The sequence below is a fragment of the Pseudorhizobium halotolerans genome (assembly GCF_902153235.2).
GTDB lineage: Bacteria > Pseudomonadota > Alphaproteobacteria > Rhizobiales > Rhizobiaceae > Neorhizobium > Neorhizobium flavum.
Window position 1 is genome coordinate 211,134 of sequence record NZ_CABFWE030000007.1, and the last position, 15,364, is coordinate 226,497.

The window sequence follows — 15,364 nt, forward strand, 5'->3', positions numbered from 1 at the left end:
ACATGGAACACATCGAACCGCCGTAGCGGCACGTCAGCCAAGAACAGAAGTAATACCGGGTCAACTGCCTCCTGCCAGCGCAACAGCGCTTTGGCAGTCAAGGCCCTGCGTCTGCATGAGCATCAAGCGTTACCGAAAAGATCGCAACGGGAAAGGAAAACCAATGACCAATATCGCCCTGCTTGGAGCTGGCGGGAAGATGGGCGTGCGCCTGTCAAAGAACCTGAAGCCGTCCCGCTTTACAGTTTCGCACGTCGAAATTTCCGACGAGGGACGTCAAAGGCTGCGCGAAGAAGTCGGTGTTGAAACTGTGGATCAAGTCGCCGCCTTGGCGAATGCCAATGTCGTCATTCTCGCCGTGCCGGATCGACTCATCGGGAAAATCTCCCATGCGATCATCGATCATCTCAAGCCCGGTGCTGCGATTATTGTGCTCGATGCGGCTGCCCCTTATGCTGGTGAGATGCCGGAACGCGCAGATGTGACATACTTCTGCACCCATCCATGCCATCCGGCATTATTCGATTTCACACCTGACGTAGATGCCCAGAAGGACTTCTTTGGTGGCATCAGCGGCCCCCAAGGAATCGTATGCGCTTTGATTCAAGGACCCGAGGAGCACTATCAGTTGTGTGAGGAGATCGCCCGCACGATATATGCGCCTGTTACTCGGGCGTATCGCTGCTCGCTGGAGAGCATTGCCATCCTCGAACCGGCCCTATCAGAGACAGTGGGCGCAACGTTGGCGCTTGCCCTTCGCGATGCGACTGATCGGGCCGTTTCAATGGGTGTTCCTGCTGATGCGGCACGTGACTTCATGCTGGGCCACCTGAAGATCGAACTCGGGATAGCCTTCGAAGCCTTTCCGGAGGGAAAATTCTCAGACGGGGCTCTTCACGCCATCCGCCAGGCTCGCCCGCTGATTTTCAGGGATGACTGGCTTGATCGTATCTTTTCATTAGCGGCGGTCAAGCAGTCGGTGAGGGATATCTGCAATCCGCAGTGAAAGCGCTCCAAGGGTTGACGTTCGCCCACTGCAGACCGTCGATCCTGGATATCACGGGTCAGCCAGAAACGGTCAGCCGCCGAGGATGAAAAGTCGGCGGCTGGGACGTCTGTCCCTGACAACCCTTCCCGGTGCACCCGATGCTGGGACGCAACCTTATCTCTCCAATGGAGTGACTATGGCGCCAACACCTGTCTAATAGGTGGCGCGGCCTCCTGAAAGATCGAAGACAGAGGCTGTCGTGAAACTGTTTTCGGCTGAGACAAGCCAAGCCACCATGTTGGCGGCCTCGTCGACCTCCAGGAAACGGCCTCTCGGGATCCGGCTTAACATATAGTCAATAAATTCCGGCTTCAGTTCATTGAGAATTCTTGTCTTTGCCGTTGCCGGTGTGATCGCGTTAATGGCGATATCAAATCCGGCACATTCCTTGCCGACGGCTTTGGTCATCGCGATCACGCCACCCTTGGCCGCGGCATAGGCCGCCGCATTGGGATTACCTTCCTTTCCGGCAATCGACGCGATGTTGACGATACGGCCGTAATTGCGCTTCTTCATGCCCGGTATCACGGCCCGATTGACGTAGAACGTCCCGTTAAGGTCAATGTCGATTACTCGTTTCCATTCATCGATCTCATAGACATCGAGGGGAGCATTCTTGCCGGCGATACCGGCGGAGTGCACGAGGATATCGAGACTGCCGAGACCGGCCTCCACATGTTCTGCCGCGGCAGCGACGGCAGCATGATCGCTGATGTCCACCACGACGGACGAAGCTTTCTCACCGAGTTCGCGGACCGCCGCCTTCAGCAGGTCTTCGTTCATGTCCCAGAGACTGACTGAGGCGCCAGAGGCGATAAGACGCCGCGCGACTGCGAAGCCGATTCCTTGAGCGCCGCCTGTCACGACAGCTATTTTGCCGATCAGATCAATCTGGTTCATTTGGGGCTCCATTGGGTTGGCGGTTGAGAAGGTCATGCATGTTGCGGCCGAGCACCGCCGATAGATCCTCGCCCCGAAACGGACCGTGACGCGTCAGGAGCGACAGGGTCTGGGGATAGGTCATGTGTTTGGTTGAGACCGGCCAGTCGGACCCCCAGAGCATCCGGTGGGGGCCGAAGGCTTGCGCAAAACAATCTGGGATCCAGCGCAAGGGGGAATAGGGGTATTCATGCTCGCTCGCAGCGATATTCCCCATACCGGAATATTTAACGTAGATGTTGGAGCAGGCGGCGGCTGCAATCACGGCTTCACTGTCGCCAGGGCCCGTGCGGCTTCGGGGCCCCATAAAGGCGAAATGGTGCAGCAGGATCGGGATCTCCGGCATCCTGTTGGCCAGCTGGATGACTGCTTCGATCTGATGCGGCATTACAGACAGGCTGGCAATCAGGCCTTGATCACGGGTCAGCCTGAAAAAGTCCATCATGTCCGGACCCACCAGACGGCTGCCATCTTCGTCTTCGGCGAGATAGAGGCTGAAGCCGCGAAACAGAAAGCGCGACAGTGCCGCCTCCAGGCGCGCGGCCGCCCCCGGTTGCCCGACAGCTGAAGACCACCAGCACTCCAGGTCGGGAAAGACGACGAACCGGCCAGGGTAGTCCGCAGCTGCCTTGAAGGCATAGTCGGTATTATCGCTATTGTCTCCGATTGCCGCAGCGATCAGCACGGCCTGTTTTACGCCTAACCGGTCCAATTCATGGATCAGGTTGGCAGCACTGGCACGGCTTGTCGCATCTGGAACCGCAGGCTGATAGGGCCAGCGGCGCCAGGCATGGCAATGGGCGTCGATCCTCATGCGGCCAGCGCTTTTTGCAAAGAGACAACTCTTTGGATCTCGGCGGCCGTCACGGGTGCTTGCCCGGGTCTTGCCACCGACGCAATGGCGCGATCCGGCTCGGTCGCATAAAGGGCGAGTTTGGTTTCACCCGCCAGGAAGGCCTCGGGCGGCGCAATGTCGTCATCAAGGTTCCAAGCGACATCCGGATCTGGAGACGGGACGGCATCGATCAGCGCCCTCGTATAGGCATGGCGCGGGTCATGCACGACCTTTTCGGCCGCGCCGACCTCCATGATCTGACCGCCATGCAGGACGACAATCGTGTCTGCGACCTGATATGCTGTCGTCAGATCATGCGTCACGTAGATGAGCGATATTCCAAGATCCCGCCGGAGCTCATAGAGGATGTCGAGAATGGTTGCGCGCAAGGAGGCGTCGACCATGGAGACCGGTTCATCAGCCAAGATGACGGTTGGATCGAGCAGCAAGGCCCGGGCAATCATGATGCGCTGCCGCTGACCTCCCGAAAGCTGGTGAGGGTATTTCCCAAGCGTGTTTTCGGGAACGAGGCCGACGCTTCTCAGCGTTGTCTCGATACGCGCATAGGCCTCATCCCTCGATGCTGCGAGACCGAAGCTGCGCAGGGGTGTCACCAGCGGATGGTCGATCTTGTAGAAGGGATTGAAGGCGTCAAAAGGATCCTGAAAGATGGCCTGAACTTGGCGCCGGAACTTGCGCGCGCCATCACGCGTCAAGCCGGCTATGTTGTCTCCGTCGTACAGGACTTCGCCGAGCGTCGGGTTCCGGAAGCCAAGCAAGAGGCGGATCAGCGTGCTCTTGCCGCTGCCGCTTTCGCCCACCACCGCCGTGATTGAGGGTGTCTTGCCTCCAATCGACAAGGAAATGTCGTGCAAGGCCGTCTTGGCGCTTGCTCGCCCCGCATGAAAGACGACGCTTGCCGCCCTAACTTCCAGAAGTCCCATTAACTTGACCTCCTATCGGCCGCAGCGGCACGAGTTCGCCGTTCAAAGGTGGGAAGGGAGTTGATCAGCATCTTGGTATAGTCGTGTTGCGGATTGGCGAAGACCTCCTTGACCGGTCCCATCTCGACGAGCTTTCCGCGATACATGACCCCCAGCTTCGAGACGAAATGGGCCATCAGCGCCATGTCATGGCCGATCAGGATGACGGCGGCTCCGAGCTCCTTCTGCACCCGCCCGAGCGTCGCCAGGACCTGCTTTTGCACCATCACGTCAAGGGCGCTGGTCGGTTCGTCGGCGAGGATGACGCTTGGCTTTAGCGCGATCGACATGGCGATGCAGACGCGTTGTTTCATCCCACCGGACAGTTCGTGGGGGAAGCGATGGCGCACGGCAGCAGGCAGGCCGACGCGCTGCAGGAGGTCCTCGATGATGGAAACCCTGTCCTTGGGCGGATGGATGACGCCGTGGTCCTCAAAGATATCGTTGATCTGGCGGCCGATCCGCAGCACCGGGTTCAGCGAACTCATGGCGCCCTGCGACACCAGTGACATCTCGGCAAACCGCAAACGGCGATAGCTTGCGTCCGGCACCTGCGCCAGGTCACGTCCGTTCAACAGCATCTGCCCCTTCGACACGACGCCGCCGCGCAGCATGCGCATGAGTGCAAGAATGGTGGTCGATTTGCCCGAGCCTGACTCGCCCACCAGCCCGAACCGCTCTCCTGCGCCGATGTCAAAGCTGACGTCGTCGACGGCAACAAAGCGACCGGCAGGGGTCGGGTATTCTATGGTGAGATTGCGGATATCGAGGAGAGGATCGCTCATGCGTGGCCTCCCAGACGCTTGTTGACGAAGGAGTCCAGTCCCATTGCGGTCAGCATGAGGCCGACGAAGATGATGGAGATCACGACGATTGGCGGACCCCACCACCACCACATGCCGCGCAGAATGGCGCCGTAGAACTGGGCCCAATAGATGGTCGTTCCAAGGGTGAGCTGGTTTTGCGGACCAAGACCAAGTGCCTCCAGTCCGATCGTGGCCAGCATGGCTCCCGATACGGTGACAACGAAGCTTGCCGCGATAAAGGGCAGGAGATTGGGAAGGACCTCGACGAACACGAGTTTCAGGCCACTGCTGCCATTGAGCCGCGCCACTTGGACATAGCCCCTCTCGCGCAAGGACAGGGTTTGCGCACGGATGGTGCGCGTTGCCACCATCCAGGACAGGGAGGCGACGATGACCGCCATCAATCCCACCGTCATTTCGCGCACATTGGCGGCAACCAGGACGAGGATGGCAATCCCTGGAATCGTCATCATGACGTCGGTCAGCACGCGGATGATGGTGTCGACCACCCCCCCGACAAAGCCTGAGATCAGTCCGAGGGTCACTCCCAGGGTCAGGCTGATCAAGCCGGCGACTACCCCGATCGTCAGCGTGTTGGGCATGGCATGGATCAGCACGGTCACCATGTCGCGACCTTGTCCGTCTGTACCAAGCCAATGATCGGGAGAGGGGGGTTGGCGGGCAATCGTGGCGCCGACGCGCGCGGCTGTAGGATCGACGAGCAAAGGACCGATGATTGCGATGAGACAGATGAGGGCCAAAATTCCAAGACCGAAGGCGAGCGGTCGGTTTCGCAAAAGCTGTCGCGGCTGGACGAAAATGGCGGCCATGGTCACGCCTCCTCCGCAGCAATACGCGGGTCGATCAAAGGATAGATGAGGTCAAGAATGAACATCGCCACGGCGATCGAGATCGAAAGAACCAGGACGATGCCCTGGATGACGAAGTAGTCATTCGACTGGATGGCCTGATAGAGGCGAAAGCCAATCCCCGGATAGGAGAAGATTACCTCAACTAGGATGGCGCCCGATACGATGTGGCCCATTGCCAGGGCAAGCTTTGTCAGCTGTGGCAATAACGCGTTGCGCATTGCGTACCAAAAAAAGATGCGGCGTGGCTTCAGCCCTTTGGCGTCAGCCAGCGAGATGTAGTCCTCGCCTAAAACACTCACCATCATGCCGCGCATGCCAAGCGCCCAGGCGCCGATCTCGGCCAGGATGATGGAGGCGGCGGGCAGCGCCGCATGCATGGCAATGGCCGATATGGTCTCCCAGTTGAAGCCGGTCTGGATGCCGAAGGGCAATCCTCCGCCCGCGGGGAAGATGCGCCAGACGATGGCGAAGACGTAAAGCAGCACCATCCCGATGAGGAAATAGGGAACAGAGGACAATAGAACCACCGACGACCCGAAGGGCTGCAGCCAACGCGGCACGCGCGGCCAGCCCATCAGACCACCAAGCAGCGTGCCAAGCGTAAAACTGACGAGTGTCGCAAAGCCCAAAAGGCCAAGCGTCCAAGGCAGGCCGGCCAGGATGGCATCAACGACACGCTCGGGATAGGCCGCAAGGGATACGCCCAGATCAAGGCGAAGCGTGGCACCCCAATAGGACAGGTATTGTTCCCACAATGGCCGATCCAGACCAAAACGGCTTCTGTAGGACTCCACCATTGCCGAGATGTCGCCACCCCCGCTACCGGTCGCCAGCAATTGGTTGAGCTGGGCCTCGACGGGATCTCCGGGCATCAGGCGGGGCAGCAGGAAGTTAATCGAGACAGCCAGGATGATGACCAGAAGCATGAGGCCGAAGCGGCGAGTGACGTAGCGGAAATACATGGCGAGCCCTCAGATCAGCATGTCTTGCAAAACCGCCTCGGTCAGACCCAGTCCAAAGCCGGGTTCGGCATTGGGTATGAGTAGGCCTTGGTCGGGCACGGCCATGCCAGGAAATATCAAGGCGTCCTTCAGCGGCACGCCCGGAGCCGAGCCGAGGAAGAATTCCCCCCAGCGCATGTTGGCGCTCGCATAGGTGAGATGCTGCCCATAGGGTGTGTTCATCCCGGCATGCAGGATCACCTCGATCCCGGCCGCTTCGGCAATGTGATTGATGCGCATTGACCCGGTCAACCCGCCAGCCCAGCAGATGTCGGGTTGGAAAATATCGGCCAACTGACGGCTGGCGGCAGTCAGAAAGCTTGAGGGCGTGTACCAGTGTTCACCAGTTGCAAGGCTCATCCACGGCAGTCGGTTGCGAAGTCCGGCATGGGCTTCCAACTGATCGGGCAGCAGACAGTCTTCGATCCAGCGCAATCCATAGGGGCGAAGACGCTCTGCAAGGCGAACGGCATATTCCAGGTCGAAGGCGAGCCAGCAGTCAAGCATCAGCTCCACCGTCGGGCCGATCATCTCGCGTGTTCGATGAACGAGCTCCTCATTGGCCGTCAGTCCTGCCAGCCCGTCAAAGCTGCCATAGGGGCATGCAAGCTTCGTTGCCTGAAACTCGAGCTCCATGTGCCAGTCGGTGTCGTTTCCTGTGGCATAGCAGAAGATGCTGTCATGGACGGGCCCGCCGATCAGCTCATAAACGGGTCTGTCGAGAACCTTGCCCTTCAGGTCCCACAGCGCAAGGTCGACCGCGCTGATGGCATAGGCGGCGATCCCTGAGGATCCATAGGGGGAGGAGGCCCGCATCATCATGTCCCAGGCCCGATCGGTGGCAAGTGCCTCCTGACCTTCCAGCAAGGGGGAAAAATGATCATTGATCAGACTGATGACGGCGCGCCCATGGCGGCTGACGCCAAAGCCGGTCGTACCGTCTTCGGCCGTGACCAGGCATCCGACTGCGCCATCGAGCCGCCAGCTCGACCTGCTGGCCTTAAACTGTGAGTAGCCGGACATCGGGCCCGCCACCCGCGCCTGGCGGGTCCATGGATCTCGCCGCGGCTGTGCGCCCGAAGGCGTCTTTTCCCTGTAAAGCGCACCGACCATCTCGCTGCGGATGGCAAAGGCTCTGATCTGCTTGATTTTCACCGCGTTCACTCTTGTGACAAAGCTCGTGGGAAGCGAGCCTTTTGAAAGACCCGCTCGCCATGGGTTACTGGGTGGGCTGAAGACGGTGGATCACCAATGCAAAACCTTCCCACGGCAGGGGTTGGGCGACATAGGGATTGTCAAAGGAGGGATAGCCCGTCCAGTAGGTCGTATTGAACGGTTGCGTTTGAATTTCCTCAAACAGCGGGATTTCCGGCAAGTCGCGGACAAAGATCGCGGTCGCCTGCTCAACGAGCTCCATGTATTCGGGATTATCCGGCGAGGGCTGGGAGGCTTCCATCTTGTCGAGCAAAGCGTCGAGGTCGGGATTGCCGTAGCGCGTGACGGCGCGTAGATTGGTCGCCGCCTGCCCTTCTGGCGCTGCATATTTGGAATGGAAGTGCTCCAGGGTTTGCCAGGGATCATAGAGGCTCCCGCAATGGGGATAGACGCTTAATCCGAAATTTCCCGTCGACAGCGCTTCCGTCTGGGCGGTCACCTGCTGGACATTGACGATGGCATCAAAGCCTGCCGATTTCAGTTGCTGGACGAGAACCGGGCCGACCGGGTCGCCCTGTCCGACTTGAACAGCGATCTGCAGCGGGCTTCCATCCGGCTGCACCCATGTGCCGGCGCTCTTCGTGAAGCCGGCGCCCTGGAGCAGGTGGTCGACCTTGGAAAGGTCGTGTTGATCCAGGGTGCCGACATCGAGGCTCTTTTCAAGCTGATCGACATAGTCGAGCATCCCGCGATAGGACGAAAACGGCAAGATTGCCTTCTTGACGGAGCCCTCATAAGCGAGGTTGACGATCTGGTCGCGGTCAATTGCGGCATTGATCGCCTGACGCAGGGCGACATTATCGAAAGGCTGGCGCTGCGTGTTAAAACGGATGCCGACGACGCAGCCATTCGGGGCGCCCCAGACAGGTCCCTCATTGTTCCAGGCCGTCAGGTTTGGGTTCTGGAAGCGGATCGCTTCAAACACGCCTGATTGGATGTTGCGACCGATATCGATCTGGTTGGTGGCGTAAAGCTGGGGCATGGCTTCGGCGGTCGCGGGGACATAAATGACCCGCTCCACCTTCGGCATTGCCTCAACAAGCCCGGCATCTTGTGCCCACCATTCATCACGCCGATCGAAAAACAGCGAGCTGGCATCCGATTTGACAAGCTTGAACGGTCCAGTGCCGACCGGCCAGCCGTTAGCGAGATCGAAATTATTGAACGTCTTGGGATCGTTCCCCTCCCAGATGTGCTGGGGGACGACCACGAAGCGTGTTGACTGGCCCGTTGCCAGAAAATCGGTGGCCCATCTGGGACCTGGTTTCGTCAAGGATACTTTGACGGTCAAGGGATCGATGACTTCGGCCGAGGCGACCCATTCATCGATCGCGCTCGAAAACAGCAGATCCGGTGCTGCGGCCTTCAGCATGGAGAAGGTGAAGGCGACATCCTCGGCATCCAGGGCCTCGCCGTCACTCCAGCGTACGCCTTCGCGCAGCTTGATGGTCACTTGTGTATAGTCGTCGTTGTAGCTGTAGCTTTCACCGATCCAGGGGATCAGCTCATTGGTGAAGTGATTAGTGTAAAACAGCGCTTCATTGACGGTATAGTGCAGGCTGTTGCGCTGGTGGAGCAAAACCCCGGCATAGGGATTGAAATTCTCTGTCGACGGGACCGCGTTATAGTAATCCCAACCCTGGCTAATTAAGGTGCGATTGCGCGGCACATCCGGCACGGTCTGGCCATAGGCCATTGTCGTGGAGAGCAAGACGGCGGCCAAGACGGCTGCACCGGCACTCTTTGCCCCAGTTGAACGAAATTTTGGCATGCTCTCCTCCCAATCCAAAGTGACAAGAGGCCTCCCCATGCCCCCTGCGCGGCCTCGCGCCGCTTTTCCTTGCTCGCCGTTTCCATAAAATGGAAAGCGCTTTCCATCTACTCCAACCGACTGGTATGCGTCAATAGGCCAGTAGGCCCGATTGATCCTACGGTGCCGCTTAAACGTGGTGTGAAAGCGCGAACACCTTCTCCAGGGCTTCCTGAACTGGGAGATCGCCATCCATCTCAAGTACGTCGGCCATATAGGCCCGCCATCGCAAAATGGTCGGATGATCAGCCTGGCCAGTGACCGTGGAATCGATAAGGACATGGCCAAACACGCAGCCACTGTCTTCATGGACAAAGATGTCGTAGTGCCGGTAGCCGAGCTGTTCGAGCGCCTCGACCATCTCCGGCCAGATCTGCGCGTGGCGGCGCTTGTATTCTGCAATCTTGCCTTGCCGGATGCGAAGCAGGAATGCCTTGGTGGAGCCCATCGCTTCTGCCGTCACAGATGAGCCCGGATGGTTTGAACCTGTCCGTCCTGCCGGGAAGATTGCAGCAGTGCCGCAATGGTTGCGACGGTCTGGGCGCCGTTGATGCTGGTGGACAGGTTCGTACCGGCATTGCGCGCAAGATCGACGAGCGCATCTACCGGGCCATCGCAGCGATAAGCCCAGTCTCCATCGGAAAGGTTCAAGCGCTCAACCTCGCCGCTTACTTGGCGAATTTCGCAAAAGTCGCGATCAAATTCTGCGGCGATGACGCCCTCGCTGCCGGCCAGATAGATGCGCATCAATGCCCGGTTTCCCTGCGGCATGGCTGCAGCCCCCGCAATTGCTGCCACGGCTGAATTGGATAGGCAAAGACTGGCGGCATTGGCAAGGTCGATGCCGTCGCGCCCGAAGGTCGATCCGCCTATCTTAGTCGGCGCAAGGCCAGTGAGAAGAAACAAGAGCGACAGGGCGTGGCTGAGCTGCCCATAGGCAAATCCACCACCTTTCCCAGGATCCTGCCAAGTGCTGCGATCCGGCCTGAAGAGTGAGCTTTCCCACTGCCGCAGACCCGCCTGGCCTTCAAAGACATCGCGCGTGGCGGAGATGAAGCTGACCGCTGCGTGCTCGATTGTCCCGATCGCACCTTCAGCGATCTTCAGGGTCAAGTGATCGACTTGCGGCAGATAATTGTAGCCGTGGGCGACGAGAAGATGACGTCCATGGCCCTTGGCCAGGGCCACCAGATCCCAGGCTTCGCCCACATCCAGCGTCATCGGCTTTTCGCAAAGAACATGCGCTCCCGATGTGATCGCCGCGCGGGCATGCTGATAGTGCAGGTGATGGGGCGAAGCGACGATCACCACGTCGGGGCGTCGGGAAAGAACCTCCTGGAAATCTTCAGAAGCAAAGGCAAAGCCGAAATGCTCCTTCACCTTTGAAAGTTCCTCCTGGCCAAGTCGCGATACGCCATCCAGGATGACGTCGCTGCGTCGCGCCAAAGCAGGAATGTGGTTTTGCGCTGCGTACCAGCCAGCACCGATAACCGAGGCTCGGATCTTTGCCATGGAGAAACTCATTTGGAAAACGCTTTCCATTCTGATAGGATCTATGCCATGGAGAAGTCAAGCAAGCTTGTTCATTCGCATCCGGCCTGTATATGTCGGTTTCATAAACCTGGACGGATATGTCGCAACCAGTCTCACCTATAAATTCCCCCGTTCGTTTACAGGAGGTCGCACAAGCAGCAGGCGTGTCGGCCGTTACCGTGTCTCGCTGCATCAGTAATCCGGACCGCGTCTCGCGCAAGACGCGTGAGCACGTGCTGGCGATCGCGGCCGAGCTTGGCTATATCCCCAATCGACAGGCCTCGAGCCTCGCTTCCGCACGCACCCGGGTGATCGGGGTTGTGGTTCCGACGAGCGCCAACCCGATCCATTCCATGGTGATGCAAGGGGCAGCTGACGTGCTTGAACCAGCGGGCTACCAGATCCTGCTTGGCCACTCGCATTTTTCCGTTGACGCTGAGTGCGATCTGGTGCGGACGTTTCTGGGGCATAGGGTCGATGGCATACTGCTGACCGGCAAAGACCACAGTCCAGACTGCGTCGATCTCCTGCGCCGTTCCGGCACGCCCGTGGTGGAGATGTTTGACTATAATCCTGAGCCGCTCGACATGAGCGTTGGCTCCTCCAATGTGGATGCAGGTGCAGCGCTTGGGCGCTACCTAATTGGCAAGGGGCGGCGGCACTTGGCGTTCGTCGGTCATATTGGACTGGACGACAGTCGCATGGCCGATCGTCTTGCGGGTTTGCGGCTGGCGACCGAAGAAGCCGGTCTTGATGCGCCGGTCGCCTATGAAATTACAGCCACCCCGGGAACGGGGCAGGGCGGAGAGATCATCGGCACGATCATTCGGGAACATCCGCAGACTGATGCAGTCGTGTTTGCTGGCCATTACGTGGCAGTTGGAGCCATCCGCCACGCCCTTGACCTGCATCTGGATATCCCCGGTCGTGTCGCGATTGCGGGATTTGGAGATAGCATCGTGTCCGGCTGGATCAGACCGGGATTAACGACGATCAGGTTCCCGGTGCGGGAAACGGGCATGGAGGCGGGCCGAATGCTCCTGGCGCGCCTAGCAGGCAAGACCCCATCCGGGCGGGTGACGCGGCTCGGGTTTGAGATCATATCGCGTGAGAGTGCGTAGCAACTTCCGGTACCGCTGGCTCGGCGATAACGAAGGGTTCACCGGCATTTCAAATGCCCTCAACTGGTCGTGCAGTTCCCAATCCGGCGTCGCTTGCAGAAGGGCGCAACTAGTTATTTTGATATAAGTTCGCCACGGTCTTGGCTACCAGAACGGCGGATACCGGAATAACTCGGAATGTCCGTATCCGCAACATGGTCCAGGAGGAGATCGTACGGGCCGGTCACATCGTCCCTCCCGGAAGCCAAAGTTCCTTGCTCACGGCGTGTCGACGTCTTGAAGCGGATGAGATCTGCCATTTCCATCGCAAGCCGAGGCGGTGCATCGAGGACACCGGAAAGCAGATCCGGATCCTCAAGCGCCTCTGTCGTAGGTGCCTCTTCGTCATCATCCCGCAGCCCTTTGGAAGCCGTTAGCCGAGGAGAAAGTGCACTCCCGCCATACGTGATCCCGGGAAACCGGATCGCGTAACGCTGCTTCGTCGCTGCGGCTTGGAACCGTCTGTAATCTGTTGACCCCGAGATGATGACGCGCCGCACCCATTCCAGGATCTCTTCGCGCTTAGAAAAGGGCAGGCTGCCGAAGTCGTCGGGAAGATGCCAGGCAAGGCGGCGGCGTTCGGCCGGACTAACGTCATCTAGATGGTGGCCATAGAGCGCCCGGGACTGATGTGGCACTTTCGCTTTGAAGTATCCTTGCGCCAGTCCGTACCTGCGTTCGATCCGGCCGAGGATGGTGAAGCTTGCGGCGGATCGAGGGACACGATGGCCCTCGATCCACGATAGCAAGGTCTTTGCATCGAAAGTTTTGTCTATCCGAACGACCGCCCGGTGGAGTTGCCAGTAGCTCTCGCCAAAGCGGCGCATATGATAGGCGAGTGCATCGGCGAAAGAACTCGGGTCTTCATTCACCTCAAATAACGGCTCTGGTTGGTCTGAAATGGGGTTCGGCTTTGGGCCTCGACGGCTGGCTGAGGGCGATCTCGCGACCCTGCCGCCCGCGTGTCCCTGAGTCGTCGCTGTGGGTACAGACTTTCGTCTGCCACCAGCATTCAGCGTGCTGGCTCGCAGCCTCGCCCCATTCAACGCGTCGTCTTCTACAGGCGGTTCCTTTAGCCAGCGCATGATTGCATCCAGTGCCGGCCGCAGCTGCGTCTTCAGCGTCATCGTCAGCGCTTCATCTATCCCACAATCGTGTGCGATCTGCCGCCAGTCATACCGGTTGCGCGCAAGCGCGGGTGTCTTTCGATATGTTATCAGACCCAGAAGGTAGGGCCGTATGTTCTCTACGATCCAATCCGGCGCGACGGGGGCAATGCGGGATCGTGTCCCAAGGCGTGGTGTAGCTTTGGCGGTCGCCGTGCCTTCCGGATAGAGCCGGGAATGGATCAGCTTGCGGCTGGCAGGCTGATGAGCGGATCATCGCTCATCGTGGCGATTGTCTCAAGTGTCATGTAGCGGGACCGCTGGACGGCCCATTCGTCATTCTGCTCCAGGAGCAAGGCACCGACCAGTCTGACTATGGCGTCGTCGTTGGGGAAGATGCCGACGACCTCGGTGCGCCGCTTGATTTCGCCGTTGAGGCGTTCGATTGGATTGGTGCTGTGAAGCTTGGCCCAATGCTGCTTGGGAAAGGTCATGTAGGCGAGCACGTCTTGCTCGGCACTGTCCATGAGACTGGCGAGTTTGGGCACCTTCGGCCTGATCTGGTCGGCGACGTTACGCCATTGGGTACTTGCAGCCTCTGACGTGTCCTGGGCAAAGGCCGTGGCGATGAAGGCGGAGACAACACGGCGTCCGCTCTTTCCGGCATGGGCGAGCGCATTGCGCATGAAGTGAACCCTGCAGCGCTGCCAGGTGGCCGAGAGAACCTTGGAGACGGCGGCTTTTATGCCTTCATGTGCGTCAGAGACGACGAGCTTGACGCCACGCAGACCCCGCCTTGTCAGCTTACGCAGGAACTCTGTCCAGATCGCCTCGGCCTCGGATGTGCCGATCTCCATACCGAGCACCTCGCGTCGACCGTCGGTGTTGACGCCGACGGCGATGATGACGGCGACGGAGACGATGCGCCCGCCGCGCCGGACCTTGAGGTAGGTCGCATCGATCCAAAGGTAGGGCCATTCCCCTTCGATGGGCCTGTCGAGGAAGGCCTTCACCTTCTCGTCGATCTCCTCGCAGAGCCGGGATACCTGGCTCTTGGAGATGCCCGACATGCCCATGGCTTTTACAAGATCATCAACGGATCGGGTCGATACGCCCTGGATGTAGGCCTCCTGAATGACCGCCGTCAGAGCCTTCTCGGCCATGCGGCGCGGCTCCAGGAAGCTCGGGAAGTAGCTGCCGGTGCGAAGCTTTGGAATGCGCAGCTCAACGGTGCCCGCCCGTGTCTCCCAGTCCCGGTCGCGATAGCCGTTGCGCTGGGCCAGTCGGAAGCTATTCTTCTCGCCATCGCCCGCGCCAGTCTTCGTGCTGACCTCCAGCGCCATCAGCTTCTCGGCAGCGAAGCCGATCATCTCCCGGAGCAAATCGGCATCAGCGCTCTTCTCAACGAGCGAGCGCAGGTTCATCATATCTTCGGTCATCGGTGGTGTCCCTCAGGTTGGCTCTAAGCAACCCGACCCTACCGGAAAACACTGGTGACCACCGCTACGCCGCCCGCTCCCTACAGCACCTTGGAGGGTGCACTCGCGAGCGGCTTCGCTATCACCCAGCTACACCACTCGCCGGGACACGATCCAATGCGGAGTTCGCAATAAGTCGAAACCTTCTTCTGAAAATGGCGTCTGGAAAGCTCTTAGTTGGGCATGTGTCATTCCGCATCTTTTCTCGGGCCTCAGGCCGAGGGCGTGCGGAACTAGGGGCGAGCGCTTAAATGCGTAAAGCGGGCCAATCCGAACCTGTAACACAGGAAGTCGTCACGATCTGTCATACTTGGTATTGCTTTGCTCCGCGCACCTTCGTCGGTGTTCCGGCAGAGGAAAGCTGAAGAGCCTTTCCGCGGTTCCGGTCAAGGCGTAAAAGCCTGGACAGCTACGTCGTACCAGGAGGGCATTGCGCAGGCAGCATGAAGGCGCTATATGTAGGTACGTTCCTACATGGAGGTGCATATGGCTACTACCAGCTTGACCAGCCGCGAATTGAATCATGATGTTGGCAGAGCAAAAAAAGCTGCTGAAGCGGGACCTGTCGTTATCACTGA

General features: G+C 59.2%; 13 protein-coding genes and 2 pseudogenes. 3 read left to right on the forward strand and 12 right to left on the reverse strand.

Annotated features, from left to right (window positions below):
- The first annotated feature begins 163 nt into the window (after positions 1 to 163).
- Positions 164 to 1,006, forward strand: a complete 843-nt coding sequence (locus FN060_RS13930) for a phosphogluconate dehydrogenase C-terminal domain-containing protein (RefSeq protein WP_050746597.1) — start codon at positions 164 to 166, stop codon at positions 1,004 to 1,006.
- Positions 1,007 to 1,201: 195 nt separating this feature from the next.
- Here FN060_RS13930 and FN060_RS13935 read toward each other — a convergent pair whose 3' ends face one another.
- The 10 genes from FN060_RS13935 to FN060_RS13980 all read right to left on the reverse strand — a co-directional run bounded on the left by FN060_RS13935 (position 1,202) and on the right by FN060_RS13980 (position 11,021).
- Entirely contained in the window at positions 1,202 to 1,948 is a 747-nt protein-coding gene (locus tag FN060_RS13935; protein WP_050746596.1) for an SDR family NAD(P)-dependent oxidoreductase, read from the reverse strand.
- Positions 1,935 to 2,801: an amidohydrolase family protein gene (locus tag FN060_RS13940; protein WP_142588637.1), complete on the reverse strand. Its 867-nt coding sequence runs from the start codon at positions 2,799 to 2,801 to the stop codon at positions 1,935 to 1,937. Before FN060_RS13940 ends, FN060_RS13935 begins: the two co-directional genes overlap by 14 nt.
- A complete protein-coding gene (locus FN060_RS13945; RefSeq protein ID WP_142588638.1) occupies positions 2,798 to 3,766 on the reverse strand; it encodes an ABC transporter ATP-binding protein in 969 nt (322 codons plus the stop codon). Before FN060_RS13945 ends, FN060_RS13940 begins: the two co-directional genes overlap by 4 nt.
- Complete coding sequence (locus FN060_RS13950; RefSeq protein WP_142588639.1) at positions 3,766 to 4,590, reverse strand: ABC transporter ATP-binding protein; 825 nt, start codon at positions 4,588 to 4,590, stop codon at positions 3,766 to 3,768. The genes FN060_RS13945 and FN060_RS13950 overlap by 1 nt, the downstream gene beginning before the upstream one ends.
- Entirely contained in the window at positions 4,587 to 5,441 is an 855-nt protein-coding gene (locus tag FN060_RS13955; RefSeq protein ID WP_077548953.1) for an ABC transporter permease, read from the reverse strand. Before FN060_RS13955 ends, FN060_RS13950 begins: the two co-directional genes overlap by 4 nt.
- Before the next feature lie 2 nt (positions 5,442 to 5,443).
- Entirely contained in the window at positions 5,444 to 6,445 is a 1,002-nt protein-coding gene (locus FN060_RS13960; protein WP_050746592.1) for an ABC transporter permease, read from the reverse strand.
- Positions 6,446 to 6,454: 9 nt separating this feature from the next.
- The gene (locus tag FN060_RS13965) at positions 6,455 to 7,639 is read right to left on the reverse strand and encodes an enolase C-terminal domain-like protein (RefSeq protein WP_142588640.1); all 1,185 of its coding nucleotides are present in this window, start codon (positions 7,637 to 7,639) and stop codon (positions 6,455 to 6,457) included.
- 64 nt (positions 7,640 to 7,703) lie between these two features.
- The gene (locus tag FN060_RS13970; RefSeq protein ID WP_185929045.1) at positions 7,704 to 9,488 is read right to left on the reverse strand and encodes an ABC transporter substrate-binding protein; all 1,785 of its coding nucleotides are present in this window, start codon (positions 9,486 to 9,488) and stop codon (positions 7,704 to 7,706) included.
- A gap of 151 nt (positions 9,489 to 9,639) precedes the next feature.
- Positions 9,640 to 9,972, reverse strand: a complete 333-nt coding sequence (locus tag FN060_RS13975; RefSeq protein ID WP_142588642.1) for an L-rhamnose mutarotase — start codon at positions 9,970 to 9,972, stop codon at positions 9,640 to 9,642.
- Positions 9,969 to 11,021: a Gfo/Idh/MocA family protein gene (locus tag FN060_RS13980; RefSeq protein ID WP_183950041.1), complete on the reverse strand. Its 1,053-nt coding sequence runs from the start codon at positions 11,019 to 11,021 to the stop codon at positions 9,969 to 9,971. Before FN060_RS13980 ends, FN060_RS13975 begins: the two co-directional genes overlap by 4 nt.
- 119 nt (positions 11,022 to 11,140) lie before the next feature.
- On the opposite strand from FN060_RS13980, the gene FN060_RS13985 reads away from it, so the two are divergent.
- On the forward strand, positions 11,141 to 12,163 hold the full coding sequence (locus FN060_RS13985) for a LacI family DNA-binding transcriptional regulator (protein ID WP_142588644.1): 1,023 nt from the start codon (positions 11,141 to 11,143) through the stop codon (positions 12,161 to 12,163).
- A gap of 236 nt (positions 12,164 to 12,399) precedes the next feature.
- Here FN060_RS13985 and FN060_RS13990 read toward each other — a convergent pair.
- Together FN060_RS13990 and FN060_RS13995 are read right to left on the reverse strand one after the other, a co-directional pair.
- Positions 12,400 to 13,329: pseudogene (locus FN060_RS13990) on the reverse strand (hypothetical protein); the annotation flags it as partial.
- Positions 13,330 to 13,550: 221 nt separating this feature from the next.
- Positions 13,551 to 14,747 carry an IS256 family transposase gene (locus FN060_RS13995; RefSeq protein WP_142588645.1) on the reverse strand — a complete coding sequence of 399 codons (1,197 nt, stop codon included), beginning with the start codon at positions 14,745 to 14,747 and terminating at the stop codon, positions 13,551 to 13,553.
- A gap of 525 nt (positions 14,748 to 15,272) precedes the next feature.
- Between FN060_RS13995 and FN060_RS23140 the strand changes: the two are divergent.
- Positions 15,273 to 15,364 (forward strand): annotated as a pseudogene (locus FN060_RS23140) (type II toxin-antitoxin system Phd/YefM family antitoxin); the annotation flags it as partial.